This is a genomic window from Tunturiibacter lichenicola (assembly GCF_051013355.1).
In the GTDB taxonomy this organism is placed as follows: Bacteria; Acidobacteriota; Terriglobia; order Terriglobales; family Acidobacteriaceae; genus Edaphobacter; species Edaphobacter lichenicola_F.
Genome location: NZ_CP132944.1, coordinates 1,114,696 through 1,130,831, shown reverse-complemented (window position 1 = coordinate 1,130,831; position 16,136 = coordinate 1,114,696). Strand labels below are relative to the sequence as shown.

Sequence of the window (16,136 nt, the reverse complement as noted above, 5' to 3'; positions counted from 1 at the left end):
GGGAGCCACACAAAGATGCACAAGATGATCAGCAACAATCGCCTTTACCCCATCCTTGGCCGCACTGCGGCAGTCACTTTTCTTGCCGCCGCGGGCACGCTTGGGCTGCATGCCCAGCAGTCCGCCGGTACAGCTCCATCTCTGCCGCCCATTAATCTCAAAGCGAGCCTCGCAGCACCACTCAGTCTTTCGATTCCAGACGATATCAGCTATAGCAGTAGCACCGGCAGCGCCGAAACAGCTACCGCGGTGGATTTCAGCCTCAACAGCGACGCCAGCCAGCCTCCACCACGTCGCAAATACAGCCGTCCCAACTACAACGACAGTCATACCAATTCTGATGGCTCCGCCAAGTACACCTTCGTCGTCGGTGGCGGCTTTACCCTTCCGGTCGGCGGCTCGCACAGCTACCTCGGCACCAGTTGGAAGATTCAGGCTGGCGTAGGGCGGAACTTCAACAAGACTTTTGGTGTCATCGCCCAGTTTGACTACGACAACTTCGGGATTCAGACCGCGACTCTCAACAACCTTCTGGCCATTTACAACGGGCCGCCTCTCTTCTTCGAGGATCAAAACGGAAATCCCTTATCTCAAATCAGCGGCAACAGCCACGACTGGTCCTTCACTCTCAACCCGATCATCAACTACTACACGTCGGACACAAAGGGTGCATATGTTATCGGCGGAGCTGGTTTCTACCACAAGACCGCCGACTTCACGACTCCTGCACTGGCTTCAGCATGCGACATATTCGGCAATTGCTTCGTGTATCAGAGCAACGCAACCGTCGACAACTACACCAGCAACGCTTTCGGTGTGAATGGAGGTCTTGGATTTACCTACAAGCTCTCGCGCTTCGCTTCTACAAGGATCTTCGTGGAAGGACGCTATGTTTACACGTTCAATTCGCCCCGCAGTTTTTCCTATGGGGATGCGAATCTGAATGGACTTAACGTCTTCCCTCAAAATAGCGCCAAGACCAGCTATATCCCGATCACCTTCGGTCTGCGCTTCTAACGTACTGCTCCCACATCGGGGAAGAGCAACCCGCTCTTCCTCTTTTGTATGCTCTCTTAGAGCAGGCAAAAACGTTGTCAAGCCCCTAAGAGACGCATCAGTTTTATCTTCAATAAGATAGCGCTGGCGTATTAGTTCTGTTCACCACGCTATACTGGATACAGATAGAAACAAACCCCGGCGAACACCGGGGTTTCTGCTTGTGACCATGTTTCGAACGCGAGCTAACTCATTTAGAAAGACATATTTACCCGTAACCCTTTTCGAATGACATTTTTGCAGTGTATGAAAATCGTAAGTGTAACGAAATAGGATATTTAGCAATACCAACCCGGGGGGGGGGTGGGCACCTATCTCAGTCGAATCAGAAATCCGGCCGTCACACCAAGGGCTGTGGCAAGACTCATTGCGATCTGGTGCTCGATGCCCCGCTGACGCATCTCCCACGCATTTACCCACAGCACGCCGATCAGGGCAGCAATCAGTCCGATTGCTCCCAGCCACGGATGTGTCTGGCCGATGACAAGGGCCGCAGCATATCCTCCAGCTGTCGTAGCGACAAGCCAAACCGCATCCTGTACGAACTTGTATCTCCGCCGTATGCGATAGTCCTCGGCAACGAAGCCAGGCGAAGCCTTGCTGATACCGAAAGTCGCCGCCATCGACAGGCCAACCGCCACCGCATATCCGAGAAATAAAGCAAGTGCAAGAAAACTACCAGTGATCATGGGCCTGTTCTCGCCCCTCCGTGCCGCATCTCCCGCGGCTTTATCGAGAGACGTGATTGAGTAAGTCTAACAGTCTTGCAGAATCTAAATGCCCACCGGATACGGCTTCTCATGCATCTGTTGATCCGGATCGCCGCTCCGTTCAAACCGTCCCTGCAATAAGCTCAGCAGCCCCGTGTACCAATAACCAAATACAAACAGCAGCAGGAATGGCACCGTAAAGAAGTTCTCCGTCGAAACCGCATAATAAACCGTCCAGGCAAAATAACACCCGATCCCAAGTTCGATCCACGGCACAACCCCCAGACGCTTGCGATACACCTTTGCCTGGCTCTTCTCACCCTTCTTTTTCACGCTGTACTTCGGCGTCCGCGCAAACGCGCTCTTCACGCCAAATAGCGCTTCCAACACCGCCTTGGTATTGGTGATTGTCAGCCCCACTCCACCGAGCGCCATCACAAACGGCACATAGATGATCGACTTGTACCAGCTCTTCGGATACAGCTCCTTCTGACTCACCATATAGAAGGTCGAGACCGACATCGTACTTGCGATGAACAAGGGAAAGTCGATCAGCAACATCTGGATATATCCTTGCCAACTCCGGATGATCATCGCTGGCATCAGCAACACGCTCAGCACAATCATCAACGGATAGCTTATATTGGCCGTCAGGTGATACCACGCCTCGAGCCTCGTATGCCACGGCGCATCGCTCTTCAGTACGCGAGGCAGGATCTTCTTCCCCGTCTGAATCAAGCCCTTGGCCCAACGTGCCTGCTGCGTCTTGAACGCGGTCATCTCAATCGGCAACTCTGCTGGGCATTCGACGTCCTGCAGATACTTGAAGTGCCATCCTGCCAGCTGAGCCCTGTAGCTGAGATCAGTGTCCTCGGTCAGGGTGTCATGCTGCCAGCCGCCCGCGGTCGAGATCGTCTCTCGTCGCCACATCCCCGCCGTTCCGTTGAAGTTGAAGAAAACGCCAGCCCGGCTGCGCCCTCCATGCTCGAGCACAAAATGTCCATCCAGCAGGATCGCCTCTACCTGCGTAAGAAAACTGTAGTTCCGATTCAGATGCGTCCATCGCGTTTGGACCATACCGATCCCCGGTTCCGCAAAGTGATGAATCACCTGCATCACCCATTGGCGCGGCGGCACAAAGTCGGCATCGAAGATCGCGACAAACTCACCGTGTGCCACATCCAGGCCTTTGTCGAGTGCTCCGGCCTTATATCCATGGCGATTACTGCGGTGCAAATAAACAATTGGTTGCGGCTCCATGCCGGCGAACCCGCGAGCATAGCGTTCGACGATATCCTGTGCGACTGCAGTGGTCTCATCGGTCGAATCGTCGAGCACCTGGACCTCAAAACGATCTCGCGGATAGTCCAACCTGCAGACCGCCTCGATCAAACGTTCGATCACGAATTGTTCGTTGAAGATCGGAAGTTGAATCGTGATAAACGGAAGCTGCCCCTCGGCAAACCGCATCGGCGGTTCATTCCACTTTGCCGCATTTTTCTTGTTTCTGAAGTAGAGCCACACCAACTGATACCGGTGAATTCCATAGAACGCCAGGATAAGCATGACGAAGAAGTAGGGAACTAACATCGCCGTATCGAACGCGTTCCACCGGTAAAGATGTTCGAAGGTCTTGTCCGCGTAGTGCGTCTTCCAGTAGTGGCCAAAGCCCTTAGGGGCAAGCAGGAACCCGCACAAAACCGTCAATGTATGAGAAAAAGGGGACAGGATCGTAGCTCCAGCTTCAGGTGAGGGTACTTTAGCGATTCTACGCGATAGGATGCCGCCCGTCTGAGCTACAGATAGTGCAGCAGCTCAATCAGGTTTTCGCCTGCGTCGCGAACATCGAGCCTGTCCATAACGACCATGCGTGTTTCCTTACAAGAGTCAGGGCGGCGACTTAGTTCAAAAACATCGTCCTGTATGCCGTATCGCGCTGTACAGGCCTGAAGCCGGCATCACGAATCACCTGCCGCAACTGCTCCTCCGTAGCGATATTGGGGCCTTCCGCCAGCAACACACTTCCCACATCGTTACCGCCGAAGCGCAGGCCCACCTGCAGCACCTTGAGGCCCTGTGTCTCCAGGTTCGACTGCACATTTCCAATGTTGTCGAGGTACATTCGCGAGATCGCCAACGTCTTGAGATACTCCACTGCCGTTGCCTCTTCAAACCCCTGAAGCGCTGCGACTTGCGGGGCAAAACTCCATGGGGTGAACGACGTAAATCCGCCAGTCTCTTCTTGCAGTTGCCGCACCGTTTCCAGGTGATTCACGCGATGGTCCATGGTCTCACCGCTGCCAAACGTCATCGTTGCGGTGGTCTGCACGTTCAGTCTGTGCGCTGCGCGATGAACAGCGATCCAGTCCGCTGTCGTCCACTTCGCTCGAACGCCTTGATTTTGCACCGCGTCATCGAGAATACCCGCGTCATCACCGGGGATTGAGTCGAGGCCTGCGTCGCGGAGGCGAGTGATTGTGTCGTGAAGGGTTGTCCCTGATTGATCGGAGATCGCGAGAATCTCGGTGGCTGAGAGGGAGTGCAGCCATACTGCAGGGAAACGCTGCTTGATGCGGCGAAACAGCCCGTCAAACCAGGAGATTGTGAGTGCCGGCGTTACTTCGCCTTGCAGCATCACGCCTGTCCCGCCTAGCTCGACGATGCTTGAGATATCCTCGCAGAGGCGATCAAAACCCGCGCCAGTCGCGGATTCTGTGTAGGTCACTCTACCGTCGATGGTGTAGCTTACTACGCCTTCGGGGTGCAGGCTGCGGCGTAGTGCGTCGGCCTCCATCCCAATCCCGATCAGATCGTCGCTTGCAAAGCAGTCCAGAGCTTCTTTCCGGCTAATTCCCATCCTTTGATTCTACGTTTTTTGCAGGAAAAATTTCTGCATGGTGGAGTGCTGTTTTTATTGGGGGTTTTTGTGTTTTTGGTGTCTTTTTTGTGGTGAAAACGTGGTGAGTTTGTGGTGTTATGCGTGGCTAACGTGGTTGTTAGGAAGCCATTTTTTGCGTGGCTTTAAATACGCCACGTTTTTCAACTTTATTTTTGGCCAGCTTGCAGATCGGGATTTTAGCGGTGGAGGAGCTGGACCAGCAGCACGATTACCACTACGAGCAGCGCCACAATGAGCGAGACCCCTGCCTTCAGCCAGATGCCGAAGGAGCCGATCTGACTCTCCAGCCCGGCCATGTGTTTCTCGTGCTGCTCCATCGCGGCTCGGGAGCGTTTTACCTCTTCGCCAACCTCGGCGATCTGGGCGCTTTGGTCCTGTAGCTGGCGGTAAAGTCCGAGATGGGCCTTGGTGACCTGGCCGAGGTCGCCGCGAACGCCTTCGGCCATGGCAACCATGGCGGCCTCGTTGGCCTTTTCGGCGGCAGCCTTTGACGAGAGAAACTTGTCGGCCATCGGTACGAGCCGCGTCAAGTGAGGGAGCAACTCAATCAATTGTGCAAAGACCTTTGGCCACATACGTTTCTCCAGACCCAACTTTTTCGCCGTGTAAAAATCGCCGAGGCGACGACTCGGCGGTGTCTCGACGATACTTTATCGTAGACCACGCCTGCACTCGGAGGCTCTTATTTTGAGACGATTACGGGTGTGCCGCTGCGCCTCTGCTGCCACCTCATCACAAGCACTCCTATAGTCAGGACGAGAATCGCGGTCACGATTCCTTGCGACCATAGGCAGTAGATACACCACTTCTGCAGAACGTAGGCCTCGATATAGGAGAGGAATGCGGCGAAGAAGAAGCCAACCTGAGCGAACTCGAAGAGCAGCCACCAGCGTCCCATCAGGGCGGCGACGGCGATTGCGGCATATCCCACGATTCCAAGCATTGCCACGGGAATGTGTGATCCGGCCTTCGGATCTTCATCGAATGTTCGGGGAGGGAAGACTGCGAAGCGGCTGTGATTCACCGCGCCGCAGTCGAACTTTTCGGTGACCGCGCAGGGCGGAGCCAGGTTGGGGTCCATGTAGTGAACGCGAAGCGCCATCGTTGATACTACAATCCCCGCAACTGCCAGCAGAGCAATCAGATACTTCATAGCCTTCATTTTACTTGGACGACGATGGAGGGGATTTGTGAGGACTTCAAGAATCTGGATTCATATCACGCACGACCAGACGCGTATCATGATGGAAAGCCCATAAGGGCCAGCACGGAGAAGCTAATGACTGAGAATCGCCTGGATCTGAACTCCTTTCCCACGATTATCGATGTGCCCCGCGAGCAGACTGCCTCGCTGCTCGCCAAGGTGCTTGGTATCACGTCGTTTGGCTTCCTGATTACGGCACTTGGTGTCGCGACGGCGCCTGACTGGAGCACTCTGCCGGGGATGATCGCGGTGCTTGTCCTAGTCTTTGCCATTAGCTTTGCTCGTAAGGCGAGTCCGGCGCTTGCGCTCGGGCTGTTCCTCACTCTGACCTACTTCATGGGGTGGGAGATTGGCCCTTTGATTCACCGCTATGCCCGGAGCGTTGGGCCCGCGGTTGTCTTTAATGCTGCCGCCACCACTGGGCTTGGAATGGCCGCGATGGGTTGCGTCGCTTACCTCTTCCAGATTAACTATCGCCGGATTGCGGGCATCGGATTTGCGGCGCTGCTGGTTTTGATCCTGCTGGGTATTGCCAGTATGTTTCTGCACTTCATGACGCCGAGTACCTACTCGTGGCTGACGCTGGGGATCTTCACGCTGCTTACGATCGGTGACTTTGCACGTATCCGTGCGGGTGGCGATGGCCGGTCTGCTGTATCGCTTGCGCTTTCGATCTATCTCGACGCGATTAATATCTTTCTCGCTGTGCTGCAGTTGATGGGTGGTCGTCGCAGGAATTAAGGTTGCGCTCGCTACTCCTCTTTGTGAACTTTGAGTTCGCGAGCGTCGTTTTGTTCCAGCGCTGCCCGCGCCGCTGATTGTTCCTTTGCCTCCATCCAGCCGCGCAGGATGACCACGGCCGCTACTTGATCGATGACGTACTTGCGAACTTTTTGATCGTGACCGGCTTCATTCAAAATCTCGTGCGCCGCACGCGTGCTTAGCCGCTCATCCCACAGATGTACCGGCAGCGCGGTACGTTTGCGAATCTCGTCGGCGAACTCCTGCACCTTTCTGGCCCAGGGGCTTACATCGCCAGAGAGATGCAGCGGGTTGCCCACCACAATCTCCACTACTTCATGTTTGCGGATCAACCGCAACAAGCTCCGAAGATCATCGTTTCTGTTCTTGCGCCAGAGCGTCAGCAGTGGCTGCGCTGTGTAACCGAGCGGGTCGGATAGCGCTACGCCAACACGCACCTTTCCTACATCCAATGCCATCACTCGCCCGGTCGCCATACGGTTAGTTTACTGCTGCACCTCACTGGTTCCGTACGAACAACGGTTTACCATTTGTGTATGTCGAACACACCACTTCCGTCTATCTCCGCCGATGTGCTGGCGCGCGCTCGCAAGATCAAACTGTTTTTGATGGATGTGGACGGAACGCTGACGGATGGAGGCGTCTGCCTCATCTCGTCGACCGTCGTCGGTGGTGACGGGCATTCGTCTGTCTCTGAGATGAAGGTCTTCAACGCGCAGGATGGTCAAGGACTGTCGCTTGCACACACGATGGGGATTCAGACTGGCTTTATCACGGGCAGAAGTTCGCCTGCAGTGGCTAAGCGTGCTGAGGAGTTGAAGGTGACGTTCGTTTGCCTAGGACAAGCAAAGAAGATGCAGGCGTATGAAGACTGCATGCGGAAGGCCGGAGTGACTGAGGACGAGGTTGCCTATATGGGCGACGACCTGCCGGATATACCGTTGGCGAGGCGGGCGGGCCTGTCCGTTTGTGTTGCTGATGGAGTACCGGAGTTGAAGGCGGTTTGTCACTACATTACGCAACGGGTGGGCGGCCGAGGGACCGCTCGAGAGGTTATCGAGTTGATCCTGAAAGCGCAGGGTCGATGGGAAGAGGCTGTGCCTCTTGCGCTTGCCTAGCGATGATGACGATTGTTCTCGGAGCAACCCTGGCTATTAGAATGTCGATCTGAGTTTTTTGCTCGTGTTTTTTGCTACGCAACTTCTCATGGATTGAGGTGCCAGCCGATGTGCCGAAATATAAAGATGCTCTTCAACTTCGAGCCTGTGGTGACTCCCGAAGAGATTCGAGCTGCATCGATCCAGTACGTGAGGAAGATCAGCGGATTTAATAAACCGTCGAAGGCGAATGAGGGCGCTTTTCTTGCCGCAGTGGATGAAGTCGCTGCCGTCTCGGCGCGTCTGCTTTGCGCGTTGGAGACGAATGCGCAACCCAGGAGCCGAGAAGAAGAGGCGGCAAAGGCTAAAGCTCGTGGCGAGAAGAGATTTAATGCCTGAGCTTTTCTTGTAACGGTGTGTGGCCACTTTCGTTTTATTCAATTGGTGGTGATGAAGCATGCGACGTGATGGTTATCTCGTCGAAGAGCGGCGATGGTGCACCGTCTGGTTCGCGAAAGTTGCTGAGACCAACGCCGACTAAACGGAAGCGTTGTGCAGGGCCGAGATCGATACGTTCTCGCAACGAGAGCGCAATGGTAGTCAGCTCCTCGCATGAGACCGGAGGTACGATCGGCGTATGGCTGCGCGTGAGAATGTTGAAGTCGCTCGTCTTCAGCTTGAGCACAACAGTTCGAGCGACACGCGGCTCTTTTCGCGATGCCGACCAGACTTTTTCTGCGAGTCGGCGGATGAGTTCTTCGGTCTCCGATAGCGGGATATCTCGTGGGAATGTATCTTCCGCGGAGATTGATTTGGTTAGTCTGTCGGGAACGACTCTGCTGTGATCGATGCCGCGAGCGAGCTGGTAGAGACGCGATCCGTAACGGCCGAAGTTAGCTTCGAGGGTCGCTAGATCGAACGTCTGCAGATCGCCTACTGTCTGAATGCCGATCTGCTTGAGGCGAGTCTCAGTGACCTTGCCGACACCGGGGATGCGACCTACGGGGAGGGGTGGAAGGAATGTCTCCAGATCAGCGGGCTGAATGACGAAGAGGCCGTCAGGCTTTCGCCAGTCGGAGGCGATCTTTGCAAGGAACTTGTTGGGCGCGACACCAGCCGATGCGGTGAGAGACAGCTCTTCGCGGATCTGTTGGCGGATAGCTTTGGCGACGCGTGTTGCGGTGGGTAAGGAAGTTTTGTTCTCGGTGACATCCAGGTACGCTTCGTCCAATGACAGAGGCTCGACTAAGTCAGTGTGTCGCTGGAAGATCTCTCGCACGGCGCGTGACACGGCTTTGTAGCGCGTGAAGTCGGGAGGGAGGAAGATCGCTTCCGGGCACAGGCGTTCGGCAGTAATTGCAGGCATGGCCGAACGAACTCCGAAGCGTCTTGCCTCATATGATGCAGCGCAGACGACAGACCGTCTGCCGCGCCACGCCACCACGACCGGCTTACCGCGAAGCGCCGGATCGTCGCGTTGTTCCACCGAAGCGTAGAACGCGTCCATATCGACGTGGACGATCTTGCGAAAAGTGCTTTCGCGCGGGCGCTGGTCGGGTGATTCGGAGTGAAGTGGGGGATCTTCGCTCATGTGGATGATTGTAAAGCGAAGGTAGGGCGAAAGGGGATTCGTGGTTAGCTATTCTTTTTTGCCGACGAGCGGTGTCATCGATTGGAGCATGGTGGGAATCAGCTCCGACACTGTTGGGTGAATGTGCATCGCGTGAGAGAGCGTGGTGAAAGGCGCGTCGGCGTACATGGTGCTGAGGATGCAGTGAATAGCTTCGTCTCCGCCAGTGCCGAGGATGGCCGCTCCGAGGATTTTTTTGCTTTCGACGTCGACAAGGACCTTCATGAAGCCCTGTGACTCGCCCTTCTCCACGGCGCGTCCGACCTTCGTCATGGGCCGTGTTCCGATCAGGGCTGGACGACCGCTCTTGAGCACCTGAGCTTCGGTTAGTCCGACCTGTGCCAGGGGAGGGTCGATGTAGAGAGCGCTTACAGGAATGCGGTCGCTTACACGGCGTGATGCTTTGTCGAGCAGGTTGTCAGCGACGATCTCGAAGTCGTTGTAGGAGGTGTGGGTGAAGGCTCCTCGGCCATTGCAGTCCCCCAAGGCCCATACTCCTGGGGCACTGGTGAGGAGTTCGTCGTTCACAGTGATGTACCCGTGTCTGTCGGTTTGAATGCCTGCTGCTTTCAGCCCGAGGTCGTCGGTATTGGGCGATCTGCCGACTGCGAGAAGGATGTGTGATCCAACAACCTCCGGATGTCCATCGAGACAGTCAACACCTACGGCGACGTCGCTTCCGCGAGCCTCTAAACGGATGCAGTCTGCGTCCAGGCGAAGATGGATGCCTTCGGACTCAAGGATGTCTTTGACTCCCTTGGAGAGGTCCTCGTCCTCGTTCGGCACGAGGCGGGACTTGCGCTCGACAACGGTGACGTCCGCTCCGAAGCGTCGATACATCTGTGCGAACTCCAGCCCGACATAGCTGCCGCCGACGACAATGAGGTGCCGTGGAAGCTCCCCTAGATCGAGGACCGTGGTGCTGGTGAGAAAACGAACGTCTTTGACACCGGGCATGTCAGGGACGCTTGGCCTGGCGCCGACGTTCAGGAAGATGTGCTTCGCGCGGAGCACACTGTCGCCGACACGAATCTCGTTCTGTGACTCGAAGGTGCCTGTTCCCTGAAAGACTGTGCATCGTTCCATGTTCCGCAACCAGCTTTCAACACCAGTGCGAGATTTCATGACGATTGCGTCTTTGCGGGCCACTACTTTGCGCATGTCGACCGTAACAGGTTCGTGCCGAATGACGCCGAAGTCGTCTCCTCTACGCGCGAGGTGGGCAGCGTGAGCGCTTGCGACCATTGCTTTTGTCGGAGTGCATCCGACGTTGACACAGGTGCCGCCGAACAGCTTGCGTTCGACGATGGCCACGGTCCAGCCGGCCTGGGTGAGACGTCCCGCTAAGGACGGACCCGCCTGCCCGGTGCCTACGATGATTGCGTCGAAGTCCTGTTTCATCCCAGTCTCGTAACTACAACGATGGCAAGAATTATCGCCACGGCGTCCTCAAGTAATGCAGCGGGGAGGTCTTTTCCGAAGGCCACCGCGAGTTTGGAGCGGATGGCTGAGCCGCCGAGCGTGCCCGCGACTGCACCGATAGCACCGGCGATCAAGCCAAGAAGAAGCGAATGGTTGCCGGCGCCGATGGCAGCGCCGGAGAGCGCTCCGGTGACGACTCTCGTGATGAACTGCGGTGGAATGGTACGGCTTGGCGTCTTCGGCAACTTGTCATTGAACAACTCACCAAGCGCCAGAACTGTGAAGATGTACGGCGTGAATGCATAACCAAGCCACGCAAGCGGCGTGCCTTGAAGCTGCAGGAAACCAAGATGTGCAGCCCAACTCACAGCGGCGGGAGCCGTCAATGCTCGAAGGCCAGCGACGATACCAATCAGAAACGCAAGCACGAGAATGAACATGAAGCTCCTATCGTGGCGGAAGTAGATACTTGAGCAGTCTGTCGAGCATATCTTACCCACTGTTTGGATCAACGATGATCCAGATATGACTCTACTTTCTTTCGATGAGCACCAGGAATTTAAAGGCCCAATTCGCTCAAGCTGGGGTGATCGTCAGGACGGCGTCCAAGCGGCCAGTGGAAGAGACGGTCGCTCTCCTGGATCGGAAGATCGTTGATGGACGCATGGCGGTGATGCATCACGCCGGCCTCATCAAACTCCCAGTTTTCGTTTCCGTAAGATCGGGACCATTGCCCGGCTGCGTCGTGCGATTCGTAGGCGAACCGAACGGCGATGCGTGATCCACCGAACGCCCACAACTCTTTGATCAGCCGGTAATCCAGCTCCTTCTGCCACTTGCGAGTGAGAAACTGGACGATCTGTGGCCGCCCGGTGACGAACTCGGAACGATTACGCCATTTGCTGTCGAGTGTATAGCCGAGAGACACCTGCTCGGGATTACGCGAGTTCCAATTATCCTCGGCCTTTCGAACTTTGAGGATTGCAGTTTCCAGTGTGAATGGCGGGACGAGAACGACGGGTGCATTACTCATACGTGCGAGCCTTTCGGAGGTGCGATGATGTGGTCCAAGACTAACGATTAAGCATTACTGTAATAGCAAAATGCAAATAACGCGGCGGTCTAGCGGAGTTAATGCTCGTTCAACTTCCACTCACAGGAGTCAAGGCAACGAGTGCACTGCCGGTGTCGGTCTTGGCGGTACCTCCAGTGGCGACCAGGCTGCTGTCAGTGGCCACGAAGATGTTGACAGGCTGAGTTCGAGGAAAAGAGTGGAAGAGCAGAGTCCGTTCGCCTGGACGGCTTGTGCGTTTAAGATGGCGACCGCGCGGTAAGAGGGGTGGCAACGGCGAAAGATCCTTTCATCAAGTTCTTCACAGTGCTGCTCCTTGACGCGGCTCTGATTAGGGATTGTTCCACTTGCAGGTCCACAAAGAACCATAAGCCGAAGCCGCTGCGCTTGGGTGGCAGAGTTGATTCCGGCGGTGGATAGACTTCATTGCAGACGACAGAACTATGGTGCATATGCAATAATTTGCGGCGCTCGTGGTCTCACGCAGTGTCTCGCTGCGAGGTCTCGGCCCTGCGGGTCCACCGCAGATCCGCAGGAGGAACCTTGGTAGCTTTGTCCACTTTTGTCCTCTCTTCGGACTTGCTCTACTTCTCCTCGTTCTGAAGATACGGTGCGGCTTTACATTCGGCTGCTGTGCCAAACACACCACTTCACTTCGAAATACGAGGTTACACATGAGTCTCTTTGGAACTCCAACTACTGTCATCAAAACCCTCATCCTGTGCGCTGCACTCTGCGGCGTCACACTGCCAGCTTTTGCGCAGTACAACTCCACAATCTTTGGACCAAACGTTTATGTCTTCGATCCGTCAGTGCCAGGCTCTGTCATTAATTCGGACATCGCATCAATCTCCAATCCCACGGTAAGCAGTGGACAGTTCAGCAGCAACCGCGCCGCAGTTTTATTCAAGCCGGGCACGTACTCCGGTGTAAGCCAGGAGGTCGGGTTCTACACCTCCATCGCCGGGCTGGGGTTGACCCCTGATTCGACGGTTCTGACTGGCGGCGGTCTGTATCTGGATGTAACCGACAGTAATGGCAACCTGACGACGAACTTCTGGCGTTCGATGGAAAACCTGCGCATCAACGTGCCCACAGGCAACACCGAGACGTGGGGTGTCTCCCAAGGTGCTTCGCTCCGTCGCATCCATATTGCCGGCGGTCTCGAGCTTACGAACCGGAGCTGCGGCGAGGCGAGCGGTGGTTTCATTGCCGACACGACGGTAGACAATGGCGTCAACGCCTGCTCCCAGCAGCAGTGGTACACGCGCAACAGCACTATGGCCTCATTCACGGACAATGTCTGGAACTTCGTCTTCTCCGGCGACACGTTTACCGGCACCGCACCGTCGAACACCTTCCCCAAGAACACTATTCTCTCGACAACACCTGTGGTTCGTGAAAAGCCCTATCTCTATCTCGACAGCAGTGGGAACTATAACGTCTTTGTGCCAACGGTTAGAACGTCATCGAGCGGTGTGGACTGGACCGCGAATGGAGGGTTGGGGACCGGCTACAGCGATGCCATCAGCACCTTCTTCATTGCGACACCGTCAAGCACAGCCGCGCAGATCAACTCCGCACTGTCCGCCGGCAAGAATCTCATTCTTACACCAGGCATCTACCAACTCACTGCGCCAATCAGCATCACCAACGCAAACACGATCGTCCTTGGTCTCGGCTACCCGACGCTGATACCGCAAAACGGCGGCTCCGCAATCACGGTTGCCGATGTGGATGGCGTGCAAATCGCCGACCTTGTCATCGATGCCGGCCCAACCAACTCCCCCGTATTGCTGCAGGTTGGCGTAGCAGGCGCGACTCGCGTAAGCCACGCCAGCAATCCAACCTCGATCAGCGATGTGTCCTTTCGTATCGGCGGTGCCGAGGCTGGTTCGGCTACCACCAGCCTTGAACTGGATAGCAATAACGTAATCCTCGATAACGTCTGGGCATGGCGAGCCGATCACGGCACCGGTGTGGGCTGGACCACAAACACAGCCTCGCACGGCCTCATCGTGAACGGCGACAATGTAACCGCGCTCGGGCTTGCAGTCGAACACTTTCAACAGAGCCAGGTGCAGTGGAACGGCAACAACGGCGAAACAGTCTTCTATCAAAGCGAGGATCCCTACGACGTCCCGAGTCAAAGCTCCTGGACCTACAACGGCGCCAACGGCTACCCATCTTATGAGGTGACCTCAAACGTCTGTTCGCATGCCGCCTACGGCCTCGGTATCTACTCGTTCTTCGACGTTCCCAATGTAACCATCTTTCAAAGCAATGCGATTCTTGCCCCTAATGTCTCCGGGATTAATTTCACCAACATGGTGACTGTGATGCTGAGCGGTTCAGGCGGCATTAGCAACGTCATCAACAACACTGGTGGTGCCACAACGTCTGCTGGTGCCCCTCATGACTTCACGTCTTATGCGGGAAGCGGCACGTGCTCGACCGGAGGGACATCGAACGTCGATATCAATTCGGGCGGTACAGCCGTATCGCCATTCGTCGCGGACACAGACTTCTCCGGGGGGGGCACCTTTGCCGTGACGCACGCGATCACCACCGCAGGAGTTACCAATCCCGCGCCGGCAGCCGTATACCAGGATGCTCGCGAAGGAAACATCACTTACACCGTCCCGGGTTTTACGGCAGGCAGCACACATACCGTAAGGCTCCACTTCGCGGAACTCTACTTCACAACGGCAGGTCAACGTGAGTTCGATGTCGCCATCAATGGGACACCTGTTCTTACGAACTTCGACATCGTGGCGGCTGCAGGTGGTCGATACAAGGCCAACGTACAGCAGTTCACCGCCACGGCAAACAGCTCAGGACAGATCGTCATCCATCTGAGCAACGGCAGCGTCAACCAACCGGAGATCTGCGGCATCGAGATCCAGTAAGGAAACGCTGTTCAGTCGAGACACAATTTAATCAATCGATCAATCACCGCAGACCTCGATGGTCTGCGGTGGTCTTTCGATACACCGCTCCTTCCAGTTGTCTCCATGCATGCTGGAAGCCACAGCGGGTTACAACGACACGCCCGTGGGCCCGGCTGGCTGATAAAGCCGATTCCTTAAGTTTTGTAGAGATGTGGATCGAGTTGCCGATGCGGCATGGGAGCAGATGAAGGAGGCACGGCGCTCGCTACGTTCTCACTACAGTAGCCGCGTGTCGCGTTACTGGATTGCCCTCTAAGCTAATGGAATTTATGGAGCACCGGATGGGATTTGAACCCATGAATACTGGTTTTGCAGACCAGCGCGTTAGCCACTTCGCCACCGGTGCCCTTGTCGCCGCGAAGTCAATCTCGCGGCGAGCAGCCCAACAGGAAGTATGATCTCTTCCTCTCGGGAGTTATTTCAAATCTACTTCGGTTGAGCGACCGTACGGAGATACGGCTTTACTGTCTTATACCCAGGGAAGATCTTATCAGCGTCTTCATTGGAGACCGCTCCCGTGATAATTACGTCGTCGCCCTGTTTCCAGTTCGCGGGTGTTGCCACTTTATGTTTGCTCGTAAGTTGCATCGAGTCGAGCACACGGAGAATCTCGTCGAAGTTGCGACCAGTCGTCATTGGATACGCAAGCGTCAGCTTGATCCGCTTGTCGGGCCCGATGACAAACACGGTGCGCACCGGCGCATTGTTTGCTGGCGTGCGGCCCTCCGAGGTCTCACCCGCATCGGCTGCGAGCATGTCGTAGAGCTTCGCGATCTTCAACTCCGGATCGCCGATGAGCGGATAGTTAACCTTTGATCCGCCAATCTCTTCAATGTCCACGGCCCACTTCTCGTGATTGGCGACCGGATCCACACTCAGCCCAATTACCTTGGCGCCACGCTTCGCAAAGTCTCGCTCCAGATTTGCAACCGCGCCAAGCTCCGTCGTACACACCGGGGTGAAGTCCTTGGGGTGTGAGAAAAATACCGCCCAATCATCGCCGATCCATTCGTGGAAATGGATCGTGCCGTGGGTAGTTTCGGCAGTGAAATCAGGAGCAAGATCGTTGATGCGGAGTGACATATTCGATTCGCTTTCTTTGGGGCTCTGCCCAATGCATTATTTTGAGATAACCATGCTAACTGAAGCGTCTAAATTCGTATGATGGCCCAAAGTAAAAACCCACCCGGCTTATGCGCTCTGAGTGGGTTTATGTGCTGCTCGAAGATGCTTCGATTCGCTCATCCACACACCCGCACTGGGCCGCAGCAACAGCAGCAGAGTGTGGGGATCGTGTTTGGCATCATCGTCATAATGTTTTGTACCGCTACCA

16 protein-coding genes and 1 tRNA gene are annotated in these 16,136 nt (G+C 55.7%); 5 read left to right on the top strand and 12 right to left on the bottom strand.

Annotated features, from left to right (window positions below):
- The first annotated feature begins 15 nt into the window (after positions 1–15).
- Positions 16–1,017, top strand: a complete 1,002-nt coding sequence (locus RBB82_RS04860) for a hypothetical protein (RefSeq protein ID WP_433973995.1) — start codon at positions 16–18, stop codon at positions 1,015–1,017.
- Positions 1,018–1,367: 350 nt separating this feature from the next.
- On the opposite strand, the gene RBB82_RS04855 is transcribed toward RBB82_RS04860, so the two are convergent.
- The 5 genes from RBB82_RS04855 to RBB82_RS04835 form a co-directional block, all read right to left on the bottom strand.
- Complete coding sequence (locus tag RBB82_RS04855; protein WP_433973994.1) at positions 1,368–1,745, bottom strand: hypothetical protein; 378 nt, start codon at positions 1,743–1,745, stop codon at positions 1,368–1,370.
- 84 nt (positions 1,746–1,829) lie between these two features.
- Entirely contained in the window at positions 1,830–3,332 is a 1,503-nt protein-coding gene (locus RBB82_RS04850) for a glycosyltransferase (protein ID WP_433975341.1), read from the bottom strand.
- Positions 3,333–3,666: 334 nt separating this feature from the next.
- On the bottom strand, positions 3,667–4,623 hold the full coding sequence (locus tag RBB82_RS04845) for a dehypoxanthine futalosine cyclase (protein ID WP_433973993.1): 957 nt from the start codon (positions 4,621–4,623) through the stop codon (positions 3,667–3,669).
- Positions 4,624–4,841: 218 nt separating this feature from the next.
- A complete protein-coding gene (locus RBB82_RS04840) occupies positions 4,842–5,240 on the bottom strand; it encodes a hypothetical protein (RefSeq protein ID WP_433973992.1) in 399 nt (132 codons plus the stop codon).
- A 107-nt stretch (positions 5,241–5,347) separates the two neighbouring features.
- Positions 5,348–5,818 carry a vitamin K epoxide reductase family protein gene (locus RBB82_RS04835; RefSeq protein ID WP_433973991.1) on the bottom strand — a complete coding sequence of 157 codons (471 nt, stop codon included), beginning with the start codon at positions 5,816–5,818 and terminating at the stop codon, positions 5,348–5,350.
- Positions 5,819–5,944: 126 nt separating this feature from the next.
- On the opposite strand from RBB82_RS04835, the gene RBB82_RS04830 reads away from it, so the two are divergent.
- Entirely contained in the window at positions 5,945–6,610 is a 666-nt protein-coding gene (locus RBB82_RS04830; protein ID WP_433973990.1) for a Bax inhibitor-1/YccA family protein, read from the top strand.
- 11 nt (positions 6,611–6,621) lie between these two features.
- Here the strand turns inward: RBB82_RS04830 and ruvX are convergent, their stop codons facing one another.
- Positions 6,622–7,107 (bottom strand): Holliday junction resolvase RuvX, encoded by a 486-nt coding sequence (ruvX, locus tag RBB82_RS04825; protein WP_433973989.1) that lies wholly within the window; start codon positions 7,105–7,107, stop codon positions 6,622–6,624.
- Positions 7,108–7,167: 60 nt separating this feature from the next.
- Here ruvX and RBB82_RS04820 point away from each other — a divergent pair, with 60 nt between their 5' ends.
- Both RBB82_RS04820 and RBB82_RS04815 read left to right on the top strand, forming a co-directional pair.
- On the top strand, positions 7,168–7,749 hold the full coding sequence (locus RBB82_RS04820; RefSeq protein WP_433973988.1) for a KdsC family phosphatase: 582 nt from the start codon (positions 7,168–7,170) through the stop codon (positions 7,747–7,749).
- Positions 7,750–7,857: 108 nt separating this feature from the next.
- A complete protein-coding gene (locus RBB82_RS04815; RefSeq protein WP_433973987.1) occupies positions 7,858–8,127 on the top strand; it encodes a DUF2277 domain-containing protein in 270 nt (89 codons plus the stop codon).
- Between the two features lie 34 nt (positions 8,128–8,161).
- On the opposite strand, the gene dinB is transcribed toward RBB82_RS04815, so the two are convergent.
- The 4 genes from dinB to RBB82_RS04795 form a co-directional block, all read right to left on the bottom strand.
- On the bottom strand, positions 8,162–9,319 hold the full coding sequence (gene dinB, locus RBB82_RS04810) for a DNA polymerase IV (RefSeq protein ID WP_433973986.1): 1,158 nt from the start codon (positions 9,317–9,319) through the stop codon (positions 8,162–8,164).
- A gap of 48 nt (positions 9,320–9,367) precedes the next feature.
- On the bottom strand, positions 9,368–10,759 hold the full coding sequence (locus tag RBB82_RS04805) for an FAD-containing oxidoreductase (protein WP_433973985.1): 1,392 nt from the start codon (positions 10,757–10,759) through the stop codon (positions 9,368–9,370).
- A complete protein-coding gene (locus RBB82_RS04800; RefSeq protein ID WP_433973984.1) occupies positions 10,756–11,220 on the bottom strand; it encodes a DUF4126 family protein in 465 nt (154 codons plus the stop codon). The genes RBB82_RS04805 and RBB82_RS04800 overlap by 4 nt, the downstream gene beginning before the upstream one ends.
- 119 nt (positions 11,221–11,339) lie before the next feature.
- A complete protein-coding gene (locus tag RBB82_RS04795) occupies positions 11,340–11,813 on the bottom strand; it encodes a DUF1348 family protein (protein ID WP_433973983.1) in 474 nt (157 codons plus the stop codon).
- A 713-nt stretch (positions 11,814–12,526) separates the two neighbouring features.
- Between RBB82_RS04795 and RBB82_RS04790 the strand changes: the two genes are divergently transcribed.
- Positions 12,527–14,761 carry a malectin domain-containing carbohydrate-binding protein gene (locus RBB82_RS04790; protein WP_433973982.1) on the top strand — a complete coding sequence of 745 codons (2,235 nt, stop codon included), beginning with the start codon at positions 12,527–12,529 and terminating at the stop codon, positions 14,759–14,761.
- Between the two features lie 312 nt (positions 14,762–15,073).
- Here RBB82_RS04790 and RBB82_RS04785 read toward each other — a convergent pair.
- A tRNA-Cys gene (locus tag RBB82_RS04785) sits at positions 15,074–15,149 on the bottom strand.
- Between the two features lie 80 nt (positions 15,150–15,229).
- On the bottom strand, positions 15,230–15,886 hold the full coding sequence (locus RBB82_RS04780; RefSeq protein WP_433973981.1) for a peroxiredoxin: 657 nt from the start codon (positions 15,884–15,886) through the stop codon (positions 15,230–15,232).
- Positions 15,887–16,136 lie beyond the last annotated feature (250 nt).

Bases quoted from the DNA above. Each gene is read 5' to 3' on its own strand.
- RBB82_RS04860 (WP_433973995.1), top strand. From the start codon at position 16: ATGCACAAGATGATCAGCAACAATCGCCTTTACCCCATCCTTGGCCGC.
- RBB82_RS04855 (WP_433973994.1), bottom strand. From the start codon at position 1,745: ATGATCACTGGTAGTTTTCTTGCACTTGCTTTATTTCTCGGATATGCG.
- RBB82_RS04850 (WP_433975341.1), bottom strand. From the start codon at position 3,332: ATGCTTATCCTGGCGTTCTATGGAATTCACCGGTATCAGTTGGTGTGG.
- RBB82_RS04845 (WP_433973993.1), bottom strand. From the start codon at position 4,623: ATGGGAATTAGCCGGAAAGAAGCTCTGGACTGCTTTGCAAGCGACGAT.
- RBB82_RS04840 (WP_433973992.1), bottom strand. From the start codon at position 5,240: ATGTGGCCAAAGGTCTTTGCACAATTGATTGAGTTGCTCCCTCACTTG.
- RBB82_RS04835 (WP_433973991.1), bottom strand. From the start codon at position 5,818: ATGAAGTATCTGATTGCTCTGCTGGCAGTTGCGGGGATTGTAGTATCA.
- RBB82_RS04830 (WP_433973990.1), top strand. From the start codon at position 5,945: ATGACTGAGAATCGCCTGGATCTGAACTCCTTTCCCACGATTATCGAT.
- ruvX (WP_433973989.1), bottom strand. From the start codon at position 7,107: ATGGCGACCGGGCGAGTGATGGCATTGGATGTAGGAAAGGTGCGTGTT.
- RBB82_RS04820 (WP_433973988.1), top strand. From the start codon at position 7,168: ATGTCGAACACACCACTTCCGTCTATCTCCGCCGATGTGCTGGCGCGC.
- RBB82_RS04815 (WP_433973987.1), top strand. From the start codon at position 7,858: ATGTGCCGAAATATAAAGATGCTCTTCAACTTCGAGCCTGTGGTGACT.
- dinB (WP_433973986.1), bottom strand. From the start codon at position 9,319: ATGAGCGAAGATCCCCCACTTCACTCCGAATCACCCGACCAGCGCCCG.
- RBB82_RS04805 (WP_433973985.1), bottom strand. From the start codon at position 10,759: ATGAAACAGGACTTCGACGCAATCATCGTAGGCACCGGGCAGGCGGGT.
- RBB82_RS04800 (WP_433973984.1), bottom strand. From the start codon at position 11,220: ATGTTCATTCTCGTGCTTGCGTTTCTGATTGGTATCGTCGCTGGCCTT.
- RBB82_RS04795 (WP_433973983.1), bottom strand. From the start codon at position 11,813: ATGAGTAATGCACCCGTCGTTCTCGTCCCGCCATTCACACTGGAAACT.
- RBB82_RS04790 (WP_433973982.1), top strand. From the start codon at position 12,527: ATGAGTCTCTTTGGAACTCCAACTACTGTCATCAAAACCCTCATCCTG.
- RBB82_RS04780 (WP_433973981.1), bottom strand. From the start codon at position 15,886: ATGTCACTCCGCATCAACGATCTTGCTCCTGATTTCACTGCCGAAACT.